Raw genomic sequence first — 25481 nt, forward strand, 5'->3', positions numbered from 1 at the left:
GCACCGTCAACTCATACCTCTCCCGAAGGAGTCGACCCATGCCCGAATACCCGTACCCGGACCCAGTCGTCGAGATCGAGGACGTGCGGGAACTGGGCCACGACCTCGTCGTGGTGCCGAACCGCGGCGTCGATCTGGTGCCCAATATCGGGGTGATCGGCGGGATGCACTCCATACTGGTCGTGGACACCGGCATGGGGCCACGCAATGCCGAGAAGGTCCTGGCCTTCGCCGCCGAGCAGGCCAGGGGGCGGCGAATCTACTTGACCACCACGCACTTCCATCCCGAGCACGCGTTCGGCGCCCAGGTGTTCGCCGGCGAGGCGACCTATCTGATCAACCGGGCCCAAGCCGACGACCTCGCGCACAAGGGCGAGAGTTATCTGGCGATGTTCTCCCAGCTCGGCGAGCCGATCGCCCGGCAGCTCGAGGGCGTCACGCTGACCACGCCGGACCAGGTGTACGAGGGCGCCTACGAGCTGGATCTGGGTGGACGGACCGTCGAGCTGCGCCCGACCGGCCGCGCGCACAGCAGGGGCGACCAGGTCGTCGCCGTCCCCGACGCCGGCGTGCTGTTCACCGGCGACCTCGCCGAGGCCGGGCAGTTCGCAATCTTTCCGTGGTTCCCGCCGTACGACACCGACGTCTCGGGGCTGCGCTGGATCTCGGTGATGGAACGGCTGGCCGCGGAGCCCGCGCGGGTGGTCGTGCCGGGGCACGGTGCGATCGGCGATGGCCGGCTGCTCGCGGATGTGCGCGACTACCTGTGCGAACTGCGCGACGAGACCTGGCGGCGACGGGATTCGGCCATGAGCGAGGACGACATCGCCGAGGAGGTTCGTGCCCTGATGATCCAGCGGCACCCGGACTGGACGATGCGGGAATGGATCGAGCGCGGCGTCGGCTGCCTGTGCGCCGAACACGCGGAACATGCCGCCGGAGGGGTGCGATGACCACCGCCGATGCGGACCTGACCGCCGAGAATTCCGCCGCGGCCAGGCGGGCGCGCGGTATCGCGGCGTACGCACGAATATTCGATGTCCCCGAGCAGGACGTCGAGGCGGCCATGACGGCGCGGGTCGGACCGGTATTCGCCGCGGAGGCTTTCGCTTCCGCAGGCGGTCCAGCCTGGTCGCACGGCGCGCTGACCGCCCGGGACCGGAGCGTCGCCATCATCACCGCGCTGACCGCCCAGGGCGTCACCGGCGACCGCCTCGACACCCACCTGCGATTGGCGAGCGCGAACGGGATCGGCCACGAGGGCCTCACTGCGCTGATGACGTTGCTGGCCAACTACATCGGTTACCCTCACGCATCGGCCGCCATGGAGTCCGTCGAGCGCGCGGCCCGCTCCGGTCTGCTCGCCGCGGACGGCAACCCCGCTACGCCGCCAGCTCCACGCCCAGAATCCGATCCAGCGCCCGGGCGCCCGGGGCGGTGAGTTTCAGGGCACGCCGCGAGCTGTGGCGCTCCACCCAGCCCGCGGATTCCATGCGGGTCAGGACGGCCGCGCCCAGGGCGCCGCTGAGGTGGTGGCGTTGTTCGCTCCAGTCGACGCAGAAACGCAGGAGCGGGCGGCGTTCCAGGCGGACCACGGGCAGGTCGACGCCCAGGGCGGCGAATACCGGTTCGGCGGCGGGGCCCAGCTCGTAGGGGTGATCGTGCACGCGGGCCGAGAGGCGGTCGCCCTCGGCGCGGCAGAGTCCGGACAGGCCGTCGGTGCGGGTCAAGGCACCGTGGTCCAGCAGCGCCTCGGTGACGGCGACGCCGAGACGGCCGGCGAGATGGTCGTAGCAGCTGCGGGCGCGGCGCAGGGCCGCCGCGCGCGTGGACTCCCGCAGCGACCGCACCGAGCGGGTCGGCGCGAGCGCGGCCAGGGCCTCGAGCGCCGTCGCCACCTGCGGGTTCGCGATCGAGTAGTAGCGGTGGCGGCCCGAACGCTCGACCGTCAGCAGCCCACCCTCGACCAGGCGGGCGAGATGTTCGCTGGCGGTCGAGGCGGCGACCCCAGCCTCGGACGCCAACACCGAGGCGGGCAGCGCGCGACCGTCGGCCAGACAGATCATGATCCTGGCCCGCGTCGCATCGGCCAGCAGCGAGCCGATCTCCGCGACATCGGAGTATCCATACAGGGGCCGCACATCCGTCATGCCCCCAGTCTGCCGCGTGAACACTTCGGCCGACGCCGAAATATGCGCACCGAGTCCCCCGCGGGCAGTCGTACCGGCATCGGTCCTCATCGCCCGGGCAGGACGGACACCGATCAGCGCGTTGTGCAGCTGGCCGGCCAGTTCCTTTGCCGCCGCTTCCGCAGTCCGCTTCAGCTGCCGCAGTCCAGTTCAACGGCGGAGCCCCGGGACCGGACACCTCCCTGACTCCGCTCCGCCCATTCTTCGGCCCACACCGAACTTTTCCCGGGACACACTGTCCGCATGAGCATTTCGAGTCTCACCATCCGAAACGAGGAAATACGCGAGATACAGCCCGGACGTGTGCTCGGCGTGATGTGCGCCGGCATGTTCCTGGTGCTGCTGGATGTCACGATCGTCAACGTCGCCCTGCCCGATATCGGGCACGGCCTGCGGTCGGACGTGTCGATGCTGCAGTGGGTGGTCGACGGATACGTGGTGGCGATCGCCGGCCTGCTGCTGGCGGGCGGAACCATCGGCGACCGGATCGGTCATCGCCGGGTGCTGATCGCCGGGTTCGCGATATTCGGGGTGGCATCGCTGATCTGCGCGACGGCGCCGGACGTCGGGGTGCTGATCGGGGCGCGGGTGGTGCAGGGCGTGGGCGGTGCACTGCTGCTGCCCAGCACGATGGCGGTCATCGTCGAGGCGTTCCCGGACCGTGCCGACCAGGCCCGGGCGCTGGGCACGTGGGCGGCAATCTCGTCGCTGGCGCTTCCGGCCGGGCCGCTGCTGGGTGGGATCCTGGTGGGCTGGCTCGGCTGGCGGCCGGTGTTCTGGATCAATGTGCCGCTGACCGCGCTGACCATCGCGGCCACGCTGTGGACGGTTCCGGCCCGGCCCGGGAACCGGAGCGGGCGGCTGGACGTGCGCGGGCTGGCCGGGTTCGTCATCGGCCTGGGCGGGCTGGTGTTCACCATCATCTCGATCGGACACCATGCCGCGCCCGTGTTGATCGCCGCGTCGGCGGTGGCGACGGTGGCGGCGCTGGCCACCGCGCTGACCTCGGCCGCACGCAGCACCCATCCGGTGCTGCCGCTGGATCTGTTGCGCCGCAAGGAATTCCTGAGCCCCAACGTGGTCGCGCTGACCATGAATCTGATCTTCAACGGCCTGCTGTTCGTCACCACGCTGTATCTGCAGGACGTACTGGGCTATTCGCCGCTCGCCTCCGGACTGTCCGTGCTGCCCTTGGCGGTTCCGCTGGTGGTGCTCGCGCCCGTCGCGGGCCGGGTCACGGCGGCACGCGGGCCTCGCACCTCGGTCACTCTCGGCTGTGCGATCGCCATCGTGGGATCGCTGACGCTGACCCAACTGCACGGCGCGGGCGGAATCGGCTGGCTCCTCGTCGGATTCGGCTTGCTCGGCTGCGGATCCGGATTGATCACGGCGTCGGTGGTGGCCGCCGTCGTGCGGGCGACGCCCGCCGACCGCACCGGGCTGGCGACGGGCACCTCCAACACGGCCCGCCAGATCGGAACCGCCAGCGGCGTCGCGATATTCGGCGCCGTCGCGGGCTCCCCCTCCGGCACGCATTTCGTCAGCTCCCTGCACTGGCTCGCCCTGGGGACCGCTGTCGCTTGGGCGGGCGCGCTGGTCATAACACGCTACGGCGTCGCCGGACGTCCCGTCGCCGAGTAGAGGTCCCGGCCCACGCGAGTTCACTCCCTAGCGGCGGCCCGGGAATCGGCATGGCGGGAACTCCCCGCGGCCCCGGATCGGCGTAGCGGGAAGCTCGACAGCGGGCCGGCCCCGTCCCGGCTCGCTGTCAGCGCCAACTGATGGAACCCACGGTGGCACAACGCCACCGAGCGTGGCACGCTCGACCCGACACAGCTCTCGCCTACCGCCCACACGCCGCCCGCCGGGATACCCTATTCGAACGAACGGGCGAAAGCGGGCGAGACTGGTGACGACAGACGAGATCACGGACGGGCGCACCGCCCTGCCCGACGACCTCGAGGACACGGTCACCGTCGATCTCGAGCACTCCGACGAGACGCTCGCCGCGATGGTCGCCGAGCAGGCGCAGGAGCGGCCGCGCGACGGCGAGCTGATGACCCTGCGCCTGGGCCTGGACGGCGAACGACCGGAGACGCTGACCCTGCTCGGGGCCCGCTACGAGCTCTCCCGGGATCGTGTGCGACAGGTCTACACCCGGGCCGCCGGGCAGCTGGTGCGGCGTGTGCAGGCCACCGGACATCCCAGCACCGAGGTCTTCGCCGCCCGCTACCCGGTCGGCTGGGGCGACCAGCGGCTGATCAGAACGCTGCTGGCCGAGATCTACGCCACCGACGCCGATATCGCCGCGCAGGATCTGGCGTATCTGCGGCTGCGGCTGGCGGGGCACGCCCTGCTCGATGCCAAGCGCTTGGCGGGCTTCGTCTTCCAGCGGATCGCGGGCTGGCAGCAGCGCGGCCGCTGGCATCCGGGCACTCCGCGCGCCGCGGAATCGGTGACCGGGCAGCTGAATCCGCTGTTGCGGCGCGTCGAATGGGCCACCGGCAGCCCGGCCCCGCTGCCGGAGCTGCCGCTCACCACGATCGACTCCGCCGACGATGCCCGCGGTTCGATCTTCTCCGACACCCTGGGCCGGGAAACCAGTTTCGATACCGCGCTGGAGGCGCGCCTGCTGCGCATGCTGGACGAGAGCGATCAGGTCGCCGCGTACACCGAACGGCCCGCGGCCGCGGAGTACCGCCTGGACGGCGTGGAGCGCGTGCACTGCCCCACGGTCGCGGCCCGGCTCACCGACGGGCGCGCGGTGCTGATCGATGCGGTTCCGCTGGCGCGGATCGCGGTGCACGGCAACCGAATCAAACTCGCCGCGACGCGTGCCACCGCCCACGAGCACGGCTGGGGCCACCTGGTGTTCACCGGCAGCCGGATCGGCGAACCCGATCTACGCGCCCACACCGTGCCCGCCCAGCACGAGAACATCCTGCGCAACCGGCTCGCCCACGGACCGCTCGCATGGGACGAATTCCAAGGCTACGCACAGGAATTCGGCGTCGGCATTACCGATCTGGCCGCCATGGTGCTACGTCACGACTGGCGCTGGGAGCGCGGGCCGTTCCGGCTGAGCGTACCCGCCCCGTCGGCCCCGTAAGCTCCACCGCACACCGCCCGGTGCTCCCCCGTCGACTCCGAAAGCTCCATCGCGGGGCCATCCGGCGGCGCGAGCGCCTGCTCAGTGCAGGATCACCGCGGACCCGATGAAGGCCACGATGATCAGCATGGCGAAGCAGGTGATCAGCTGCCAATGCGTCAGCGCCGCGCGCTGACGGGCGAGGGTGAGCCGATAGGTCGCATCGATGCGGTTGTGATCGGAGATCTTGCGACGCGCCGCGTCGAGCTCGTCGGCGATCTGCTCGGACCGTTCGAGCCGATGCATCAGCTTGTGCACCTGTTTGGCCTTCTCCCGGGTCGCCTTGCGGGCCAGCGCCAGCGCCGTGCGCTGATTCATCAGTTCCTGGCGCTGCTGCGCGATCCTCGCCGCCTGCGCCCGGGTGTGCTGCTCCCACGTGCTCACCGCCGCCCAACCTCCCGTGATCTCGTCGCGCCAGCCGAAGGCCAGCGCACCGGCAACCCATTCCCGCATGACATCCCGCACCGGCCGGGGCTCCTCGCACGGCGCCGCGGTCCCGGTCGGCCCGACCCCGAGCAGCCCCGAGACGACCTGGTACTCGCAACCCGCGGCCGCGAAATCGTCGATGGCCACGGCGGGCAGGTGCCCCACCCAGAATCCGGGCGGGCACATCCACAGCACCTCGTCCACGCCCACCGCCCGCAGCCGCGCGGTCCGCTCCGCGGCGTGCCCGATATCGACCGGAGCGCTGTGCACCTCGACAGCGAACAGGCGAGATCCGTTGCGCCACACCAGACCCGGCGTCTGTGCGCCGAGCGGCCGATCCACCTCGACGTCGTCGGCGCCATCGGCCAGCAGCCGGCCGCGTAACCAGTATTTGAACCGCTGCACATCCCAGTGGCAGTTCCCACAGCCGGGCTCCCGGCACCGCTCACCCGGCTGATGCCCGCGCGGATTCGGTTCCACTACAGGAAGATTCACCGAGTCCGGCGGATCGAGCACCGTCGCATGCCCCTGCTTCAGGTCGACCTGCTTACTCACGCGACTCACCACCCAAACACCGTGCACCGCGGACCATGCGGCCCGTCCCCCTCCAGGGTGCCCCAAATGCCGGGTGCCTTCATGCCAATGTGCCTACTTTTGTTACGCAACCGGGAGCCGCGCGTGATCATCGCCCCTACCGGAACGCCGAGCGGTCTCGGCGCGGCGACCGGAATGGACAGCGGCGCAATGGAGACGCTCGGCTCTCCCCTATCGGATCGATGGCCCTGCCGCTACGCTTCGCAGATGGTTCCCATCGGATACACTCCTGTATCGACCTCGCTCCGCGCGGCGCGCGTGGCGAATTCGGTCGCCTTCGGGCTGCAGGGATTCTTCCTGTCGGTGGTGCTCACCGAGCTGCCGCAGATACAGACCCGGTATCGCCTCGGCGACACCCTGATCCTGGTCGCCGTCGTGGGAATCACGCTGCTCGCCGCGGTGGGCAGCCTCATCGCCGAACAGCTGGCCGTGCGCTGGTCGAGCCGGGTGTCGCTGCGGATCGGGCTCGGGCTGATCGCGATTGCGGGCACGGTCACGGCGCTGGCACCCACTGCGGCGGTGCTGTTTCCCGCGCTCGCCATCTATGGCATCGCGGTCGGCATCGTCGATGCGAGCACCAATATGCAGGCGGTGTTCATTCAACACGGGTACGGGCGCTTCGTGCTGTCCTCGTTCTATGCGGCCTGGAGTGCGGGCTCGATCCTGGGCGCGCTGCTCGTTTCGGCCTGCGAGGCAACACATGTCACGCTCGCCGAGGCCGTGTTCGCCGCGGCGATGGTGGTGCTGGCCGGTGGGCTGGCCCTGGGCCCGCGACTGCTGGGCACCCGGCAGGCCGAGGCCGAACCCGCCGAGGTGCAGGCCGCGGCGGGCGAGTCGGCGGAGTCGGTGCACATCGTTCCGCTGAAGATGTACCTGGCCTTCGGCATCGCGATGGCACTGATGTTCGCGATCGACCAGGCGAACAACAACTGGTCGACGTTGTACATGAAGAACTCGCTGCTGGCCTCCTCGGCGACCGCCGCGCTGTCGCTGGCCACCTATCAGGGCGCCGCGCTGCTCACCCGACTGACGGGCGACTGGTGGGTGCGACGATTCGGACCGCGCGCGGTGGTGCGCACCGCGGCGCTGATCGGCGTGATCGGCCTGGTGATCGTGGTGAGCGCGCCCGGCCCGATCCCGGCGCTGGCCGGATTCCTCATCATCGGTCTGGGAGTGCCGGTGGTGGCGCCGCTGTGCTTCAGCGAGGTGGGCCGACTCACCGGCGGGCGCGGCCTTGATGCAGTCATCGCGCGGCTCAACCTGTTCAACTACGCCGGGGCGCTCGTCGGCGGCGCGGTGGTGGGCGCGGTGTCGGACGCCTCGACCATGCGGATCGGATTCGTGCTGCCGCTGATATTCGCGGCGTCGCTGATCCTGCTGGCACGGTATTTTCACGCGGGAATCCGTGATTGACTTCATTTCATGACCGAAACCCCAGTCATCACCGTCGACCGGGCCGGACTATGGGACGCGGAAGCCCTCAGTGATGTGGCGGCCGCGACCTTTCCGCTGGCCTGCCCGCCTGATCTCGCCGCCCGGGATGTCGAGATGTTCATCGACGAGGTGCTCTCGGACGAGCGGTTCGGCGAGTACCTCAGCGATCCGGACCGCACGGTGCTCAAGGCCGTCGCCGACGGCCAGATCGTCGGATACGCCATGCTGGTGGCGGGCGATCCCGGCGATCCGGTCGTCGCGGAGGCAGTGGATCTGCGGCCGGTGCTGGAGATCAGCAAGATGTATGTGCTGTCCGGCCATCACGGCGCCGGCGTGTCGACCGCGCTGATGCTCGCCGCGCTGGACCACGCGCGCATCGGCGGGTATGCCGGAGCCTGGCTGGCGGTGAATCAGGACAACGTGCGCGCCCAGCGGTTCTACGCCAAGCGCGGGTTCCGCACCGTCGGCACCCGCACCTTCATGGTGGGCACGACGCTGTGCCACGACTACCTCATGCAGCACGCGCTCGAACCGGACGAGGCACCCTGAAACACGTTGCCGGACCGACGATGTCCGCGCCGAACAGCGATGGGTACAGCGATCCAGCCCTGGTCGTCGCACTCCAGCTCGATGAACACGGTGTCGACGCAGGTCGAGCCCGGGCCGTCGCGAGCCGGGCTCGACGAAGAACGTTGCCGTCCAGCGGCATTCGTCAGGACAGCATCTTGGCCTGCAGCGCCGCGACGTCGCTGTTGCTCAGCCCCAGACCTTTGTGCACGTAGTTGTCGAAGCTCCCGTACGACCTGTTGACCTGGTCGAACGCGGCGTCCAGATCGGCCTGGGCGACGCCGTTGGCCATATCGCCGCTCTGGGCGTTGCGATAGTAGTTGGACAGCAGGTAGTCGTAGTTCACCGTGTTGCGGTCCACGCCCAGGATGGTCAGCAGCACCGCGGACGTCCAGCCGGTGCGGTCCTTTCCGGCCGTGCAGTGGTACAGCACCGCACCGTCTTCGGTGTCGATGATGTCGCGCAGCACGCCCGCGAATGCCTGGTTCGCGCCGGGGGTGGTGATCATCCCGCGGTACATCGCGGTCATGTCACCGCCGCCGAGCGCGCTGGACAGCATCACCTGTGGCGACGCCTGGGCCATGACATCGTCGACGTGTGCGGTCGCACCGGCGGGCACCCGGTCCGGGGACAGCGCCCGCTCGTACACGGTCCGCAGGTCGTCGACGTACTTCACAGTGTGCTGAGTGAGTGCGGCCAGGTCGGCGTCGGCGGCCTTGTTCAGCCCACCGGTGCGGTACACCAGGCCCATGTGCACCATGCGGCCGTCGGTGGTGCGGTACCCGCCGATGTCGCGGGCGTTCAGCACGCCCTGCAGCGGAATCGCGCGCTGGTGCACGTTGTCGACGACCGCGCTGGTCGCCGCGGTCGGATCGGCGGCCAGCGCGGTGCCCACGGCGGGGCCGAGCGCGAGGGCGGCGGTGGCGGCGACCGCCGCGATGACACGAATCGAGCGATGGACCATTTCCAGCTCCGATCTCCGGGTCGATGACCCACACGACTAGCGGCCGTCCACAACCGGAACAGCCGTTCCCATTTCGGTATCGGCAGTCACGGTACACCGAGTGGTCACTCGGTTAGTCGAATGGTGTCTCGCCCCACACGGAATCAGGCCGCGGGCACCTCGTACCGCGACAGGGCCAGCAGCCGGGAGATCGCACGCAGGTACTTCTTGCGGTAGCCGCCGTCGAGCATCTCCTGGGAGAAGATCGCGTCCAGCTTCGCACCGGACACCGTCACCGGAATGCCCGCGTCGTACAGCCGGTCGGCCAGCACCACCACGCGCAGCGCGACGGCCTGATCGGTGACCTCGTGCACGCCGGAGATGAACACCGCGCTCACCCCGGCGATCAGCGCGCCGAACCGCGAGGGATGCAGGGTGCTCAGATGCTGCAACAGCGCGTCGAAATCATCGAGGGTGGAATTCGGGGTGGCCGCGGCCTTCTCGGCCAGCAGCTCGGGTGCGGTCGGCTCCGGGGCGGGCGGCAGATCGCGGTGGCGGTAGTCCGGGCCGTCGACGCGCACGGTCTCGAACAGCGAGCCCAGCTTCTTGATCTCGCGCAGGAAGTCCTGCGCGGCGAAGCGTCCCTCACCCAGCTGGCTGGGCAGCGTGTTGGAGGTCGCCGCGACCGACACCCCGCGCGCGGTCAGCTCGGTCAGCAGCCGCGACACCAGCGTCGTATCGCCCGGATCGTCCAGCTCGAATTCGTCGATGCACAGCACGCTGTTGCCCGCCAGCCGCTCCACCGCATTGGTGAAGCCCAGCGCGCCCACCAGATTGGTCAGCTCGCCGAACGTGCCGAACGATTCGGGTCCCGGGGATGCGTGATAGATCGAGGCCAGCAGGTGGGTCTTGCCGACGCCGAAGCCGCCGTCCAGATACAGACCCGCGCCCTGCACGGGCTTCTTCTTGCCGAACAGGCTCTTCTTGCCGGCCGCGGCATGGATCTTGACGACCTGCGCGGCGAAATCCTCCGCCTTGCGCACGGCCGCGGCCTGGGACGGCTCGTTCGGGTCCGGAATGTACGAGCCGAAGCTCACCTCGTCGAACGTGGGCGGGGGCACCATCTGGGCGATGAGTTGATCGGCCGGAACTTCCGGATGACGATCGACGAGGCGTTGTTGCACGCACGTAGCGTACTGACGTGGTGTGATCGGTACTTATGCAGCGTGTGCCCAATGCGATCCAATTCACAACTCTGGATCCGGACGAGCTGGTGCGGCTCTACACCTACCCGGCCGCACTCGAATCGCCCTGGTTCCGAGTCAACTTCGTCACCAGTATCGATGGCGCCGCGACCGTGGACGGACGGTCCGGCGCCCTCGGCAGTCCGGCGGACCACAGGGTCTTTCCGCTGCTGCGCGATCTGGCCGATGTGATCCTGGTCGGCGCGGGGACCGCGCGGGCCGAGAACTACGGCGGCGCCCGCACCGACGCGCATCGCCGGTTGCGGCTGCATCATCACGGCCTGGGCGGCAGCCCGGACGGCACGCCGCCGCCGATCGCCGTCGTCACCGCGAGCGCGGCGCTGGACCCGGCGAGCCGGCTGTTCACTGACACCACCCGCCCGCCGCTGATCCTGACCACCGCCGCCGCACCCGCGGACCGCAAGCGCGCTCTCACCGACGCCGGGGCGGAGGTACTCGAGATCGGGGACGACACCGTGACCGCGGCGCAGATCCGGACCGCGCTCGCCGCGCGCGGGCTGCTGCGGGTGCTGTGCGAGGGCGGGCCCTCGCTACTGGGCAGCCTCATCGCTGCCGAGACCGTGGACGAGTTGTGCCTGACGGTGTCGCCGCTGCTCATCGGCGGTACCGCGGGCCGAATCGCGGTGTCGCCCAACGCATTGCCGACCCCGATGACGCTGCGCCACGCGCTGCTCGACGACGACGGGACGATCTTGACCCGCTGGGAGCGCAGCCACACAGCCTGCTGACCCGCCCGTCCGGCTCACCGTCCCGCTGCGACGTATCGCCTCGGCCGACCTACCGTCCCGATGCGTCACGCCGACCTCGCCGACTCTGTTGGCGTACGCTCCGGCTGCGTCCGATCCACCCCGCCGGCTCCGTCGGCCTACGGTCCCGATGCGCCATACCCAGCCCCGCCGGCTCCGTCGGCCTACCGTCCCCCGAGGCTGAAACGGCCCGCCGAACCTGGCAGGCTGTATCGCATGCGCTGGACACGACGGCGGTGCCGCCCAACGACTCCGGGGCTGCGCGGCCCATCGACACGGGGGCTGTGCGGCCCATCGATACCACGGGGCCCGCGCCCGACGACGCTGGCCGTCGTCGCGTCGTCCTCGGTGATCGTGCTGCTCGCGGCCGCCTGTGGTGCGGGTCCGTCGGATCGTCCGGGCATCGCCGAGGCCCGACCGCACGCCGGCGGCGCGGCGCCCACCTCCGCGACCGGACAGGCCGCCCCGCCCGCCGCCGAGATGCCCAAGGCGGACCTGGGCTGGCACGACTGCGCGGGCGCCACCTTCGGCCAGCTCGGCCTGGGCACTCCGCCCGCCGGCCTGATCTTCGAATGCGCCACCTATTCGACGCCGATCGACGTCGGCGGCACGGTGCTGGGTACCTTCCAGAACTCCGCGGTGCGCGCGCGGCTGCCACAGACCCCCGCCAACGCCGCGCCCGTGGTGCTCACCTCCGGCGACGACCGCTCCTCGACCTCCGCACTCGCGGGCCTGGCCGCCGGACCGGCCGCGGCCGTGCTGGCCGCACATCCGATCGTGGCGGTCGACCGCCGCGGCCTCGGCAGCTCGCAGCCGATCAACTGCATGCCCGTAGACACCCGGCGCGGCCTGGCCGATGGCGGGCAGAATACCGGCGGCAACCCCGTCGACGTGATGGCCAAGCTGAGCCAGGACGCCACCATCGCCTGCTCGGATTTTCTGCAGCCCTACCAGAACACGTTCGACGCCGGGCACGCCGCCGACGACATCGACCAGCTGCGCAAGCAGTGGCAGGTCGACCACATCGCGATAATCGGCACCGGCGACGGCACCCGCGTGGCACTCGCCTACGCCGCCCGGTACGGCGAGCATCTGGCCCGGCTGGTCCTGGACTCGCCGATCGCGGCCAAGGCCGATTCGCTGACCCGCACCGAACAGCGCGTCAAGGGCTCCGAGGCCGCGCTCACCGCCTTCGCGCAGCAGTGCGCCGCGGCCGGATGCTCGCTGGGCGCCGATCCCCGCGGTGCGATCGTCGCGCTGGTCAACCGGGCGGCGTCCGGCCAGCTCGGCGACGTCAGCACGGGCGGGCTGCTCACCGCCGTCGCCGGATTCCTCGGCGAGCCGCGCGCCGACCAGTCCTCCCACATCACCGAGCTCGCCGACGCGCTCTCGGCCGCCGGGCGCGGCGACAACGGCGCCCTGGACCAACTGGTGCTTCGCGAACAGACCGCCCTCGGCTCCGACGGGCAGTTCGTCTCCAGCTGCAGCGACAACCAGCAGCCGGCTACACCCGATCGGGCCAAACAGCTCGAGTCCACCTGGGGCAACCAGTATCCGGTCTTCGGCAAGGTCGCGGCCGCGGAACTCATGGCCTGCACCGCCTGGCCGGCGCCCGATCCACAGCAGTTGCCCACCACCCTGCCGCTGCGCGTGCTGGTGCTGGGAAACGACGCCAACCCGATCGTCGGCGCCGACGCCCGCCCCTCGGTCACCGGTGCGCTCGGCACCGCCGGCGCCAACACCTCGACGGTGACCTGGCAAGGCTGGGGCTATCCGGTCTTCACGCACTCCAGCTGCATCCAGCAGAACCTGGTCACGTACCTGAAGGACGCCACCCTTCCCGCCGACGCGACCGTCTGCCCGGCCTGACTGACGGGCCGTCCAGCAATCGCAGGTCATTTCGGCGGGTCCGGGCAACAGCCGGAGCGGTTTCCGGTGTACCGTGCCCCAGTGTTCCTTCGTCACCTCGAGCCTCGCACCGCTCGCACGACCTCCGAGGTCCTGAACTTCGCGCTGTGGCCTTTCGCGGTCATGACCGTGATCCATCAGGCCTTCGTCATGGGGACGAATTTCAACGTCACCGACGACTTCGCACCCGTTTACAAGGCGTCGCTGGCGTTCCTGCACGGGCGGTCGATCTACAACGACAACTTCGATCTGGTCGATCCGCACTACCTGTATCCACCGGGCGGCACGCTGCTGGTAGCGCCGCTGGCGTGGATCGATCCCATGCACTCGAAGTGGTGCTTCGTCGCGCTCAACGTCGTGGCGCTGCTGCTCGCCTGGTATCTGCTGCTGAGGCTGTTCGGGTTCAGCATCAAGTCCTATGCCGCGCCGCTGACGCTGCTGCTGATGTTCGCCTCCGAGACGGTCATCAACACACTGGCTTTCGGCAACGTGAACGGGTGCGTGCTGCTGGCGGAGGTGGCGTTCATCATGCTGCTGCTCAGGCGGCGTGATCTGTGGGCCGGGCTGATCATGGGCCTGACGATCACGGTGAAGCCGACCCTGGCGCCGATGCTGCTGATCCCGCTGGTGCGGCGGCAGTGGAAGGTGTTCATCACCGCGCTGGGCGTGCCGATCGCGCTGAATGCCATTGCGGTGGCGGTCATCAAGGATCCGATGGATTACCTCCGCAAGACATTCCCGTACTCGATCCAGGCGCGCGACTACTTCAACAGCTCGATCCCGGGATCGGCGGCCTACTGGGGGCTGCCCTCGCCGCTGGTGTGGTCCATGCGGATCGGCATGGGTGTACTGGTGCTGATCTCGCTGTGGCTGCTGTACCGCTACTGCCGCAACAACGAACTGTTCTTCATCTGCACCAGCGCGGGCATCCTGCTCACCGCCGAATTCCTCATCAGCGGCCTGGGGCAGATGTACTACTCGATGATGCTGTTCCCGTTCCTGATGACGGTGGTGCTGCCCAATTCGGTGCTGCGCAACTGGCCCGCGTGGCTGGCGATCTTCGGGTTCACCACGTACGACAAGTGGCTGCTCGATCACTGGCAGAGCCTGGGCCGGGATCTCGAATACCTGCGGGTCACCTTCGGCTGGGGGCTGCTGCTCGTAGTGACGTTCTGCGTGCTCGTCGATCGGTATCTGGCGGCGCGGCGCGAGGGGCGCCTGGACTCCGGGATCGATCCGGCCTATCTGCTGCCCGAACGCGAGACGGCGACGCCGGAGGACACGGCTGCCGGGGCTGCGGTCCTCGCCGACGAACCGGACATCGCAGCCCCGGAAGCCAGCGCATCGGAGGCCACCGCGCTGCGGTAGCCGCGAATAACCTTCATTACAACCCGCGGCCCCGGGTTGTCCGATTCGCACTATGGTGACCCGGACATTCACACCGGATCAGCATGGGAGCGGGCAGTGTTTTCGAAAATCGTTGCGGTGGGCGCAATCTCCGTGGGCTTGACGATCGGCCTCGGCGGCATCGCGGCGGCCGATGGGCCCGTCCCCGGGCCCAACTCGGTCGGCCCGTTCACCCAGGGGTCGAACGAGCCGACAGGCAAGGCCGCCTGCATGGCAGCGTCGACCAAGACCGGCAGCTACCAGCAGTGCTACGAGTACCCGAGCGGCAGCCTGAAGTACTACTACGACAAGCCCGCCGGCTGAGCCGAACCGGCGGCGCCGTCAGACTTCCGTCATACCTGCGGGGCGGCGCCACCGGGGCACGCAAAACTACACTCGGAGCCATGAGTTCCGAGACCTCGCTTCCCGCGCCCAAGATCGTGCTGACGCCGCAGCAGTGGCGGGCCAAGCTCAACCCGCAGGAGTATGCGGTGCTGCGCGAGGCGGGCACCGAGCGCGCCTTCACGGGTGAGTACACCGATACCGAGACCGCCGGCGTCTACGAATGCCGCGCGTGTGGTGCCGAGCTGTTCCGGAGCACCGAGAAATTCCATTCGCACTGCGGCTGGCCGTCGTTCTTCGATCCGGCCGACTCCGACGCGGTGGTACTGCGCTCCGATGTTTCGCTGGGCATGCGCCGTGTCGAGGTGCTGTGTGCGAACTGCCACAGCCACCTCGGCCACGTCTTCGAGGGTGAGGGTTATCAGACCCCGACCGACAAGCGGTACTGCATCAACTCGATCTCGCTGCGCCTGCACCCCTCGGACGACGCAACACACTGAAGCGACCGGGGAGAACCCTACGGGCGCGGGGTTGCTGAGCGCATGCCCCGAGTTTTCGGGGCAGCTGCCGAAGCCCCCGCGCCCAGCGGGTTCGCTCAGGGCAGGGCGGCGACCAGCTGCTCGACCTCGACACGCGGGCCCGTGAAGAACGGCACCTCCTCGCGCACGTGCCTGCGGGCCTCGGTGGCCCGCAGATCGCGCATCAGGTCGACGATGCGGTGCAGCTCGGGGGCCTCGAAAGCCAAGATCCACTCGTAGTCGCCCAGGGCGAACGACGCGACGGTATTGGCGCGCACGTCCGGATAGCCGCGCGCCTCCTTGCCGTGGTCGGCGAGCATCTTGCGACGCTCCTCGTCGGGCAGCAGGTACCAATCGTAGGAGCGCACGAACGGGTACACGCAGATGTAGTTGCCCGGCTCCTCGCCGGCCAGGAACGCCGGAATGTGGCTCTTGTTGAATTCGGCGGGCCGGTGGATCGCGGCGTTGCTCCACACCGGCGCGATGGCCCGGCCCAGCTCGGTGGTGCGGCGCAGATCGGCGTAGGCAGCCTGCAGCTCCTCGATCCGCTCGGCGTGCCACCAGATCATGAATTCGGCGTCGGCGCGCATCCCCGAGACGTCGTACAGCCCGCGCACGACCACACCCTTGTCCGCGAGGCCGTCGAAGAAGCCACGCGCCTCCTTGATCGCCGCCTCACGATCGTCCCCCAATACCCCCGGTTGCACCTGGAACACCGAGAACATCAGATACCGGATGGTCGAGTTGAGGGCCTGATAATCGAGTCGCGCCATACCCCCATCGTGCCACCGCCCGCCCACGCCCCGCACAACCGCACCCTCTCCGCGCATCCGCACCCGAGACACACCGCCGAAACGCCGCGAAAATGTTTGTCTCGCAAGATAATTGATGCATCTGCTAGCGCCTTGTGACAGTCTCCATGGCGTGCCGTCCATACCCCACGAGGCGCCCCTCGAACTTTTGCGCCACAACCCTTATCTCGCAGCGGTGCTACTAGCGGGCACCGGCGTCGACATCCCCGCCGACGCTGTCGCGACCCCCGCCGACGGCGACCTCACCGCCTGCGAACCCACCGAGCTCCGTGCCGACGCGATGGTCATCCTCCACAACGAACACCGCAAGCTGGCCGTGATCGTCGAATCGCAAACGGCCCCACCCAACCGCAAGAAGCGCCGAGCCATGGCAGCCTACGTCGCGCTCGCCCAGTCTGAACACGATTGCGACGCTGTACTGATAGTGATCACCCGCAATCGTGAGACGGCCCGCGCCTGCAGCAAGACCATCCACACCGGACATCCCGGATACGACCTGAAACCGTTCGTCATCGGTCCCGACACCACCCCAGATCCCACCGACCCGGCCAATGCGCGAGCCACCGCGGAACTCACGGTGCTTGCCGCCCTCACCCACGCACTCGACCTGGATAGCGAGACAACGATCCACACGGTATGGCGAACCCTCGTCGACCTCGATCAGGACCAACGCGAGACCTACACTCGACTTATCAACCTCGCCGCCTCGCCCGAGGCTCGAGCCGCCCTGGAGGACCTCATGACGATCAGCTGGCCCCGTGACCCCTTCCTCGACGGCATCAAAGACGAAGGCCGCGCCGAAGGCCGTGTTGAAGGCCGTGTTGAAGGCCGTGTTGAAGGTGAGGCACGGGCCCTGCTCCGAATGCTGACCAATCGCGGCTTGGCGATCCCGGCGGCGATTCGGGAGCGGATCATGTCCACCACCGACATCGGTCAACTCGATACTTGGTTCGATCGGGCGTGCACCACAACCAACTTGGACGAGGTCTTTGCCGACTGACGGTTCCGCGGACGCCGGTCCGTTGGACAATTGCGGCAGCCGAGGATCAGTTGCCGCCCCGAGGGAGGTCCGCTCTCGGGCCTTGGACCGCAGGCCGCCTGGGAACACCGCAGGCCGCCTGCGAACACTGCGCAGCGCCCAGCGTCTCGGTAGGCCCTTTTCGACGGATCAGCCGAGGTGCGCGAGGATTCGGGTAGCCGCGGCGGTGCCGGAGGCGGTGCACGCGGGGACGCCGACTCCGTTGAGGTAAGCGCCTGCCACGGCGAGCCCGGGAACGTCTGCGACGGCGGATTCGATTTCTGCAACGCGGCCGTCGTGGCCGGGGGCGTATTGCGGTAGACCGCCGGGCCAGCGCTGGACCAGGGCGGACAGCGGGCGGATTTCCAGGCCGGTCACGGTGGCCAGGTCAGCGGAGGCGGCCGCGATCAAATCGGTGTCGGGCCAGGACAGGAGGGTGTCGTCGCCGAAGCGGCCGAAGGAGACGCGGACGAGCGCGACGTTGCGGGTGGCGAGGTGCGGCCATTTGCGGCTGGACAGGGTGAAGGCCTTGGCGCGCAACGGTTCTCCGGTGGCGACCAGGATGCCGGAGTTGTCGGGCAGAGGAGTGTCCGCGGGCAGTGCCAGCGCAACGAGTGCGGAGGAGGACAGTTCGATCGTGGCCGCCGCGCGGGCCGCCTCCGGCGACGCGGAACGAAGCAGCGCGGCGGTGACGGGTGCGGGCGTGGCGAGGACCACCGCGTCGACAGCGCCGATCGGATCCACGCGCCAGCCCTCGGGCGTGCGAATCAGATCCGTTACCGCGGTGCCGGTTTCGACCTTCGGCGTGGCGGCAGCCAGCAGGGCGTCCAGCAGCACCCGGTAGCCGTCGCGGATGCCGCCGAATACCGGCGCGGTGGAGGAGGACGGCGGCAGCGCGCGGGCCACCGCCTGCGTGAGGCTCGGCGCACCGGCGTCGAGGGCGGCGGCCAGCGTCGGCAGCGCCGAGCGCACGCCGATCGAGTTGGCCAGTCCCGCGTACACCCCGCCCAGCAGCGGATCGACGCTCCGGCGCACCACCTGTTCGCCGAACCGCTCCCCCACCAGTTCCGCGACAACGACGTCGCCGCCGGACGTCCACCGCAGCGGCCGGTTCGGCTCGTCCGCGATCCACGCCAGCGTCGCGTCGTCCACCAGCCCCGCGACCGAATCCGGCCCCGCGGGAATTCCCATGAGCGTGCCCTCGGGCAGCGGATGCGCCGTCCCGCCGGACCAGATCAGCGGGCGCCGGCCGGCCGGATACACCAGCTGGTCCTCGAGCCCCAATTCCCGCAGCAGCGCCGGGATTTCGGGACGCCGCGCGATGAAGGCCTCCGCCCCCAGATCCATCGGATCCCCCGCGAGCTCCGCCGTGTACAGCACGCCGCCGATCCGCTCGCGCTGCTCGACCAGCACCAGCTCGAGTTCGTCGCCGAGCGCAACCCGCAGCCGATAGGCCGCAACGAGGCCGCTGATCCCCCCACCGACGACCGCGACCCGCATACCCGCTCCGTTCCTGCTCCTGCCGCGCCGGGACCGCTACCCACATCCGCCACGGTTGGCGCGCCGCTCTGTTGGCAAGCTACTCGCACCCCGACGCAGCGAATGCGACGGATGCGCACCGCTCATCATTCCCCGCCGGTTGGATTGCCCGTCTCGCCGGTTCGATCTCGCTGTTCGAGGACACCGCGTGCCTTCGCCGGAGAGCCCGGCCGATCAGACCGCCGGCCGGCCCGCGTCGCGACGGCTGCGCAGTTCTGTTGGCCAGGACTCGTGCCGTCGCCGATTCCTACAGCGGCTGGGGCAGGCTGTGGATCAGCTCGACGGTGGCGGTGAGTGCGCCCGGGTCGGTGTCGGGCAGGACGCCGTGGCCGAGGTTGAAGATGTGACCCGCCGCGCCGAGGGCGATCGCCTCGTCGGCCTCGTGGGCGATGCGGCGCACCTCGCGCTCGATCGCCTGCGGTCCGGCGAAGAGCGTGGCCGGATCGAGGTTGCCCTGCAACGCCTTTCCTGGACCGACCCGCCGCACCGCCTCGGTCAACGGCACCCGCCAGTCCACGCCGACCACGTCGGCGCCGGCCTCCCCCATCACGCTCAGCAGCTCACCCGTGCCGACGCCGAAATGGATGCGTGGCACACCCGCATCGCCCACCTCGGCGAAAACCCGCTCCGAATGCGGCAGCACGAACTCCCGGTACTGCGCCAGCGACAGCGCACCCGCCCACGAGTCGAACAGCTGCACCGCGTCCACCCCGGCGGCCAGCTGGGCGCGTAGGAATTCGATGGTGATGTCTGTGAGCACGCCCAGCAGCGCATGCCAGGTCTCCGGATCGGCGAGCATCATCGCCTTGGTGCGTTCGTGGTTCTTGCTGGGTCCACCCTCGACCAGATACGAGGCGAGTGTGAAAGGCGCACCGGCGAATCCGATCAGCGGGGTGTCCCCCAGCTCGTCCACCAGCAGCCGCGCCCCCTCGCCGATGGCGCCGACCTCCTCGCGCCGCAGCCGGGGGAGCGCCCGCACATCGGCGACGGTGCGCACCGGATTCGCCACCACGGGCCCGACGCCCGGCACGATATCGAGATCGATCCCCGCCGCCTTGAGCGGAACAACGATGTCGGAGAACAGGATCGCCGCATCCACCCCGTGGCGGCGGACCGGCTGCATGGTGATCTCGCACACCAGCTCCGGATCGAAACAGGATGCGAGCATGCTGATCCTGGCGCGCACCTCCCGATACTCGGGCAGCGACCGCCCGGCCTGTCGCATGAACCAGACGGGGCGCCGACTCGGGCTCGCACCGGTGGCGGCGGCCAGGAACGGCGCATCGGACAACCGGCGGCGTGTTGGTGTGCTCATCACGGCCATCGTAGGCTGCGCCGCACGGCGCGCCTCCGGCCCCCTCGAGCCATTGAGGGCTAAGTTCACATACGTGACACCGCTCGACTTCCGCGACGGCGCCGCACCGACCCCGGAACCCGCCGGCGAACCGGCCCAGTTTCGCGCCGCGGTCGATGCGATGGGTACCGCATCCGTGCATCCCCGGATCGAGCTTGCACCGATCCGGCCGCCGCAACGGCTGGCGCCGTACTCCTACGCCATCGGCGCGGAGGTCAAGCACCCCGAGACCAATGTGATTCCGGTCGATTCGATCGACGACGCATTCGGACGACTGATCCTGCTGCACGATCCGAACGGCCAGGAGGCCTGGCACGGGGTCTTCCGGCTTGTGGCCTACATCCAGGCCGATATCGATGCCGCGCTCGCCGGGGACCCGCTGCTGCCGGAGGTGGCGTGGAGCTGGCTGGTCGACGCCCTGGAATCGCGGGGCGAAGCATTCACCGCGCTGGGCGGCACCGTCACGTCCACGAGCTCGGTCCGGTACGGCGACATTGCCGGACCGCCGCGCGCCCACCAGCTGGAGCTGCGTGCATCCTGGACCGTGGAGTCGACCGAACTCGGACCGCACGTCGAGGCCTTCTGCGAGGTACTGGCCTACGCGGCCGGTTTGCCCCCCGCCGGCATCACTCATTTGCAGCCACGTCCGCAGATTGCCGACGACCAGTTCTGACCGCAACGTAAAGTTCAGTCCTATGCCCGATGCCGACGAGTCCGCACAACCGCTGGGTGAAAGCGGGGATAATGCCGCCGTTCCCCTGCTCGAGCCCGCCGAGGGCGTGCCCCCGGTCTCGGACACCGCCTCGGCCGTCGCCGAGGCGGCCGCCCGCCTGGCCGCCGGAACCGGTCCACTGGCCGTCGATGCCGAACGAGCCTCGGGCTTCCGCTATTCCAATCGCGCCTATCTGATCCAGTTGCGCCGCAAGGGATCCGGAACCTTCCTCGTCGACCCCATCCCGGTCGCCGACGCCCTCGAGCCCCTCGCCGCGGCGATCAACGGGCTCGAGTGGGTGCTGCATTCGGCCGATCAGGATCTGCCGGGCCTGGCCGAGCTGGGTTTGACGCCCGCGCGCCTGTTCGACACCGAACTGGGTGGGCGGCTGGCTGGTTTCGAGCGGGTCGGCCTGGCCGCGATGGTGGAGAAGCTGCTCGGGCGCGAACTTCGCAAGGGCCACGGCGCGGCCGACTGGTCCACCCGCCCGCTGCCCGCCGAGTGGCTCAACTATGCCGCCCTGGATGTCGAGCTGTTGCTGGAGTTGCGCGAGGCGGTTGCGGCCGCGCTCGACGAACAGGGCAAGACCGAATGGACCACACAGGAATTCGAACACGTCCGCACCGCGGAGCCGTCCACGCCGAAGCCGGACCGGTGGCGGCGCACCTCGGGCATTCACACCCTGCGCCGCACCCGCCAGCTCGCGGTGGTGCGCGAGTTGTGGGCCACCCGCGACAATTTGGCCCGCACCCGGGATGTCGCCCCGGCGCGGATCCTGCCCGATTCGGCGATCGTGGCGGCCGCGACCGCGGACCCGAAATCCATCGCGGCGCTGCGGGCCCTGCCGGTCTTCGGCGGACCGCGCCAGCGCCGGTATTCGCGGGATTGGCTCGGTGCGGTGGAACGCGCACGCGCCCTTGCGGATTCGGACCTGCCCACGCTGACCGCGCCCTTCGACGGCCCGCCGCCCGTGAACCGCTGGGAGCGCCGCGACCCGGAGGCGTCGGCCCGGCTCAACGCCGCGCGCGCCGCGATGGGTGAGCTCGGCGCCCGCCACGCGATCCCCGTGGAGAACCTGCTGACCCCGGATCTGCTGCGCCGTTTATGTTGGGACGGCCTGCCCGAGTTCCGTTCCGGCGGGATGCCGGAGGATCCGGCGGGAGCCATCGACGCATTCCTGGCCGCTGGCGGCGCCCGCCCCTGGCAGCGCGAACTCGCCGTCGAGCAACTGGTAACGGCGCTGTTCGGCGGCCGATCCGACGGCGAGGCCAACCCGCCGCCCCGCGTCTCGGCTCACCAATAGGATCGGCTCGCTCGGCAGGACCGACCCGTTCGGCGGGATCGGCCCGTTCGGCGCCTGCCCTCGGATCCGTGCCTCCAGGCACCTCCGATCGGCCACCAGCAGGAGGCACGTCGAAGTTGCCGAGGCCCGAGCCTCAGGCGACGCACCCAAGTCGCTGGGCCCGCCCCTCAGACGGACACGCCCAAGTCGCCGGGCCGCCCCTCAGTCCTCGAACGCGGGGGCGCGGCGGTCCCGGCGGGCGCGGATCGCCTCGTCGAAGTTCTCCGTCGTGAGCCGCACGTAGAGCTGCGCGGTCCCCTCGTGCTGCATGTGCGACTCGAAGCTGCCCGCCTCCAGGCCGCTCCACAGCATGCGCTTGGTGAGTTCGGCGCCCACCCGGCTCCACCGGATGATCTGTTCGGCGGTGTCGTAGGCGGTCTCCAGCAGCTTGTCACCTGGCACGACGCGGGACACGATGCCGATGCGCTCGGCCTCGGCGGCATCGACGTCCCGGCCGGTCAGCATGATCTCGTAGGCCCGTGTGGTGCCGATGGCGCGCGGCAGCAGGTAGCTGATGCCGAGCTCGGCGGAGGTCAGGCCGTTGTTGATGCCCGCGGCCCGGAAGTAGGCGTCCTGCGAGGCGATGCGGATATCGGTGCCGATGGCCAGGCAGAATCCGCCGCCGATGGCCGCGCCGTTGATCGCGGAAATCACCGGCTGGTGCATGCGCCGGATCGTCAGCATCACGTTGTTGAGCAGTTCCATCGAACGCCGCGCGATGCTGGTCTTGGTCAGCCCCTCCACCCCGGGCACCTTCCCTGCGTGCTGCAGGTCCGCACCCGAGCAGAAGCCGTGCCCGGCGCCGGTCAGCACGACCACGCGCACCTCGTTGTCGGCGGACACGGCCTCGAGCGTCTCCCGCAGCGGAATCATCACGTCGAAGGCCATGGCGTTCATTCGTTCGGGCCGGTTCAGGGTGACCAGCGCGATCTGCGGACGCGGCTTCTCGACCAGAACAAACGACATGCGGGCTCCCTACCTGCTGCGGACTTCTAAAACTGTAACCAGTTCTAGAAGTTACGCGACAGCCCCCGGCATCCGACGATGATCCGCCGATTCCGGCCATCCCAGCCTGTCAGCCCCGCCCACTCGTCGGTCCGGCGTGCTTGCACGACGAATGGCGGGAGCCCGGGCAGGGCCGCCGGCTCAGATCCCGCCGAGCCAGCCGGTGATCCGCTGCGCGATGTCGGCGGCGGTCAGGCCCAGCGCCTCGTGGATCTGCGCGCGCGAGGCGTGATCCAGGAAGCTTTGCGGCACACCGATATCCCGCGTCGGCACATCCACACCGGCCGCGCGCAGCCGCGACGACACCGTAGAGCCGATCCCACCGTGCAGCCCGCCGTCCTCGAGGGTGACCACCAGCCGGTAGTTCTCGGCCAGCTTCACGACCGTGTCCGAAACGGGCAGCACCCAGCGCGGATCCACCACCGTCACCGAAATCCCCTCCGGCGCCAGCAGATCCGCCACCGCCACCGCGGCCTGCGCGAATGGGCCGACCGCGACCACCAGCACATCGCCGCGCACGGCGCGGGCCGAGGCGCCCTCGGGCATGCGCAGCACGTCCACGCCGTCGAGTCGCTCCACCGCCGCGATATCCTCCGCGACCGGGCCCTTCGGGAAGCGCAGGGCGGTCGGGCCGTCGGCCGTGGCCAGCGCCTCGGCCAGTTCCTCGCGCAGTGTCGCACCGTCGCGCGGCGCCGCGACGCGGATGCCCGGCACGATGCCCAACACCGACAGATCCCACATGCCGTTGTGGCTGGCGCCGTCCTCGCCGGTGATCCCGGCCCGGTCCAGCACCAGGGTCACCGGCAGCTTCAGCAGCGCCACGTCCATGACCAGCTGGTCGAACGCGCGGTTGAGGAAGGTCGAGTAGATCGCCACGACCGGATGCAGCCCGCCCAGGGCCAGGCCCGCGGCCGAGGTGACCGCGTGCTGCTCGGCGATGCCGACGTCGAACATGCGCTCGGGGAACCGCTCACCGAACGGGGTCAGCCCGGTCGGGCCCGGCATGGCCGCGGTGATGGCGACCACGTCGTCGCGCTGTTCGGCCTGGCGGATCAGCTCCTCGGAGAACACCGAGGTCCAGCCGACCGTCTTGCCGCCGGTCGGCTGCCCGGTCTCGGGATCGATGACGCCGATCGAATGCATCTGATCGGCCTCGTGGTCCTCGGCAGGCTGATAGCCGCGCCCCTTCTGCGTGACGACGTGCACGACGACGGCACCGCCGAAATCCTTGGCCCGGCGCAGCGCGGCCTCCAGCGCGACGGTGTCGTGGCCGTCCACCGGGCCCAGGTATTTCAGGCCCAGATCGCTGAACAGCTCCTGCGGTGCCACCGCGTCCTTGATCCCGGCCTTGAGCGCGTGCAGCATCGAGTACGCCGAGCCTCCCACGCGCGGAATCCCTTGTACAAAACGCCTTGTCGCATCGAGGGCCTGCTCGTAGGCGGGTTGCATGCGCAGCGCGCCGAGCCGGTCGGCCAGGCCGCCGATGGTGGGCGAATACGACCTGCCGTTGTCGTTGACGACGATGACCACCGAGCGGTCCGGCGCGGCGGCGATGTTGTTCAGCGCCTCCCAGCACATGCCGCCGGTGAGCGCGCCGTCACCGACCACCGCGACCACATGGCGGCGCTGCTTGGTCAGCGCGAACGCTTTGGCCAGGCCGTCGGCGTAGGAAAGCGCCGCCGAGGCGTGCGAGGACTCCACCCAGTCGTGGGCGCTCTCGGCGCGGCTCGGATAGCCCGACAGGCCACCCTCCTTGCGCAGCCGATCGAAGGAGTCCTTCCGGCCGGTGAGCATCTTGTGCACGTAGGCCTGGTGGCCCGTGTCGAAGATGATCGGATCGGCCGGGGAGTCGAAGATCCGGTGCAGCGCGATCGTCAATTCGACGACGCCCAGATTCGGCCCGAGATGTCCGCCGGTGACGGCCACCTTCCGCACCAGGAACTCGCGAATCTCCCCCGCCAGTTCGCTCAGCTCCGATACCGTCAGCCGACGCAGGTCCTCGGGCGTCTCGACCCGGGCAAGCACACTCACCGCTATCGCTCCCTACTCCGGTGGCTCGTCTGTTTCGGAACAGTCTACGGAGCATCGGCACCGAGCCACGCCGGGAACCGCGAGCCGCCCACGACACACCGAAATACTGTGAGCCGACACACACCCGAGAACACCGTGTCCCGCACACCATGGCTCGCATAACCGGGAGCGCGGCAGCCCGCACACCCGAGAACACCGCGGC

General features: G+C 69.6%; 23 protein-coding genes. 14 read left to right on the plus strand and 9 right to left on the minus strand.

The features are described 5' to 3' along the window. The first annotated feature begins 38 nt into the window (after window positions 1-38). Window positions 39-953, plus strand: coding sequence for an MBL fold metallo-hydrolase (locus ABH933_RS11885; RefSeq protein ID WP_429417202.1), 915 nt, complete (start codon window positions 39-41; stop codon window positions 951-953). Then, a complete protein-coding gene (locus ABH933_RS11890) occupies window positions 950-1441 on the plus strand; it encodes a carboxymuconolactone decarboxylase family protein (protein ID WP_215922043.1) in 492 nt (163 codons plus the stop codon). The genes ABH933_RS11885 and ABH933_RS11890 overlap by 4 nt, the downstream gene beginning before the upstream one ends. Here the strand turns inward: ABH933_RS11890 and ABH933_RS11895 are convergent. Continuing rightward, complete coding sequence (locus ABH933_RS11895) at window positions 1383-2150, minus strand: ArsR/SmtB family transcription factor (protein WP_429417206.1); 768 nt, start codon at window positions 2148-2150, stop codon at window positions 1383-1385. The two genes, ABH933_RS11890 and ABH933_RS11895, sit on opposite strands and share 59 nt — an antisense overlap. Window positions 2151-2432: 282 nt before the next feature. Between ABH933_RS11895 and ABH933_RS11900 the strand changes: the two genes are divergently transcribed. Both ABH933_RS11900 and ABH933_RS11905 read left to right on the plus strand, forming a co-directional pair. Further along, window positions 2433-3830 carry an MFS transporter gene (locus tag ABH933_RS11900; protein ID WP_429417209.1) on the plus strand — a complete coding sequence of 466 codons (1398 nt, stop codon included), beginning with the start codon at window positions 2433-2435 and terminating at the stop codon, window positions 3828-3830. Between the two features lie 268 nt (window positions 3831-4098). Next, a complete protein-coding gene (locus tag ABH933_RS11905) occupies window positions 4099-5298 on the plus strand; it encodes a hypothetical protein (RefSeq protein ID WP_429417212.1) in 1200 nt (399 codons plus the stop codon). 81 nt (window positions 5299-5379) lie between these two features. On the opposite strand, the gene ABH933_RS11910 is transcribed toward ABH933_RS11905, so the two are convergent. Next, complete coding sequence (locus ABH933_RS11910; protein ID WP_429417215.1) at window positions 5380-6318, minus strand: hypothetical protein; 939 nt, start codon at window positions 6316-6318, stop codon at window positions 5380-5382. 246 nt (window positions 6319-6564) lie between these two features. Here ABH933_RS11910 and ABH933_RS11915 point away from each other — a divergent pair, with 246 nt between their 5' ends. Together ABH933_RS11915 and ABH933_RS11920 are read left to right on the plus strand one after the other, a co-directional pair. Further along, on the plus strand, window positions 6565-7770 hold the full coding sequence (locus ABH933_RS11915; protein WP_215922040.1) for an MFS transporter: 1206 nt from the start codon (window positions 6565-6567) through the stop codon (window positions 7768-7770). Between the two features lie 9 nt (window positions 7771-7779). Continuing rightward, entirely contained in the window at window positions 7780-8340 is a 561-nt protein-coding gene (locus tag ABH933_RS11920) for an N-acetyltransferase family protein (RefSeq protein ID WP_429417218.1), read from the plus strand. 163 nt (window positions 8341-8503) lie between these two features. On the opposite strand, the gene ABH933_RS11925 is transcribed toward ABH933_RS11920, so the two are convergent. Both ABH933_RS11925 and zapE read right to left on the minus strand, forming a co-directional pair. Further along, window positions 8504-9322 carry a tyrosine-protein phosphatase gene (locus ABH933_RS11925; RefSeq protein ID WP_429417221.1) on the minus strand — a complete coding sequence of 273 codons (819 nt, stop codon included), beginning with the start codon at window positions 9320-9322 and terminating at the stop codon, window positions 8504-8506. A gap of 143 nt (window positions 9323-9465) precedes the next feature. After that, entirely contained in the window at window positions 9466-10485 is a 1020-nt protein-coding gene (gene zapE, locus ABH933_RS11930) for a cell division protein ZapE (RefSeq protein ID WP_215922037.1), read from the minus strand. Window positions 10486-10520: 35 nt separating this feature from the next. Here zapE and ABH933_RS11935 point away from each other — a divergent pair, with 35 nt between their 5' ends. The 5 genes from ABH933_RS11935 (at window position 10521) to msrB (ending at window position 15448) form a co-directional block, all read left to right on the plus strand. Beyond that, window positions 10521-11294 carry a pyrimidine reductase family protein gene (locus ABH933_RS11935; RefSeq protein ID WP_215922036.1) on the plus strand — a complete coding sequence of 258 codons (774 nt, stop codon included), beginning with the start codon at window positions 10521-10523 and terminating at the stop codon, window positions 11292-11294. 234 nt (window positions 11295-11528) lie between these two features. Continuing rightward, entirely contained in the window at window positions 11529-13181 is a 1653-nt protein-coding gene (locus ABH933_RS11940; RefSeq protein WP_429417226.1) for an alpha/beta fold hydrolase, read from the plus strand. Between the two features lie 81 nt (window positions 13182-13262). Next, window positions 13263-14588, plus strand: coding sequence for a glycosyltransferase family 87 protein (locus ABH933_RS11945; protein ID WP_429417229.1), 1326 nt, complete (start codon window positions 13263-13265; stop codon window positions 14586-14588). A 117-nt stretch (window positions 14589-14705) separates the two neighbouring features. Then, window positions 14706-14930 carry a hypothetical protein gene (locus tag ABH933_RS11950; protein WP_215922033.1) on the plus strand — a complete coding sequence of 75 codons (225 nt, stop codon included), beginning with the start codon at window positions 14706-14708 and terminating at the stop codon, window positions 14928-14930. A gap of 80 nt (window positions 14931-15010) precedes the next feature. Next, the gene (gene msrB / locus ABH933_RS11955) at window positions 15011-15448 is read left to right on the plus strand and encodes a peptide-methionine (R)-S-oxide reductase MsrB (protein WP_215922032.1); all 438 of its coding nucleotides are present in this window, start codon (window positions 15011-15013) and stop codon (window positions 15446-15448) included. 95 nt (window positions 15449-15543) lie between these two features. Here msrB and hemQ read toward each other — a convergent pair whose 3' ends face one another. Continuing rightward, window positions 15544-16239: a hydrogen peroxide-dependent heme synthase gene (hemQ, locus tag ABH933_RS11960; protein WP_429417234.1), complete on the minus strand. Its 696-nt coding sequence runs from the start codon at window positions 16237-16239 to the stop codon at window positions 15544-15546. 115 nt (window positions 16240-16354) lie between these two features. On the opposite strand from hemQ, the gene ABH933_RS11965 reads away from it, so the two are divergent. Next, complete coding sequence (locus ABH933_RS11965; RefSeq protein ID WP_429417236.1) at window positions 16355-17278, plus strand: hypothetical protein; 924 nt, start codon at window positions 16355-16357, stop codon at window positions 17276-17278. Between the two features lie 168 nt (window positions 17279-17446). Here the strand turns inward: ABH933_RS11965 and ABH933_RS11970 are convergent, their stop codons facing one another. Together ABH933_RS11970 and hemE are read right to left on the minus strand one after the other, a co-directional pair. Continuing rightward, a complete protein-coding gene (locus tag ABH933_RS11970; protein WP_429417239.1) occupies window positions 17447-18796 on the minus strand; it encodes a protoporphyrinogen oxidase in 1350 nt (449 codons plus the stop codon). 286 nt (window positions 18797-19082) lie between these two features. Beyond that, complete coding sequence (gene hemE / locus ABH933_RS11975) at window positions 19083-20159, minus strand: uroporphyrinogen decarboxylase (RefSeq protein WP_429417242.1); 1077 nt, start codon at window positions 20157-20159, stop codon at window positions 19083-19085. Window positions 20160-20223: 64 nt separating this feature from the next. On the opposite strand from hemE, the gene ABH933_RS11980 reads away from it, so the two are divergent. Next, window positions 20224-20862: a DUF3000 domain-containing protein gene (locus ABH933_RS11980; RefSeq protein WP_215922026.1), complete on the plus strand. Its 639-nt coding sequence runs from the start codon at window positions 20224-20226 to the stop codon at window positions 20860-20862. A 22-nt stretch (window positions 20863-20884) separates the two neighbouring features. After that, a complete protein-coding gene (locus ABH933_RS11985) occupies window positions 20885-22204 on the plus strand; it encodes an HRDC domain-containing protein (protein ID WP_429417245.1) in 1320 nt (439 codons plus the stop codon). Between the two features lie 201 nt (window positions 22205-22405). Here ABH933_RS11985 and ABH933_RS11990 read toward each other — a convergent pair whose 3' ends face one another. Together ABH933_RS11990 and dxs are read right to left on the minus strand one after the other, a co-directional pair. Continuing rightward, window positions 22406-23209 carry an enoyl-CoA hydratase gene (locus ABH933_RS11990; RefSeq protein WP_215922024.1) on the minus strand — a complete coding sequence of 268 codons (804 nt, stop codon included), beginning with the start codon at window positions 23207-23209 and terminating at the stop codon, window positions 22406-22408. 180 nt (window positions 23210-23389) lie between these two features. Then, window positions 23390-25279 carry a 1-deoxy-D-xylulose-5-phosphate synthase gene (gene dxs, locus ABH933_RS11995; RefSeq protein WP_429417249.1) on the minus strand — a complete coding sequence of 630 codons (1890 nt, stop codon included), beginning with the start codon at window positions 25277-25279 and terminating at the stop codon, window positions 23390-23392. Between the last annotated feature and the right edge of the window lie 202 nt (window positions 25280-25481).

Source organism: Nocardia sp. GP40 (assembly GCF_050434125.1).
Classification (GTDB): Bacteria; Actinomycetota; Actinomycetes; order Mycobacteriales; family Mycobacteriaceae; genus Nocardia; species Nocardia albiluteola.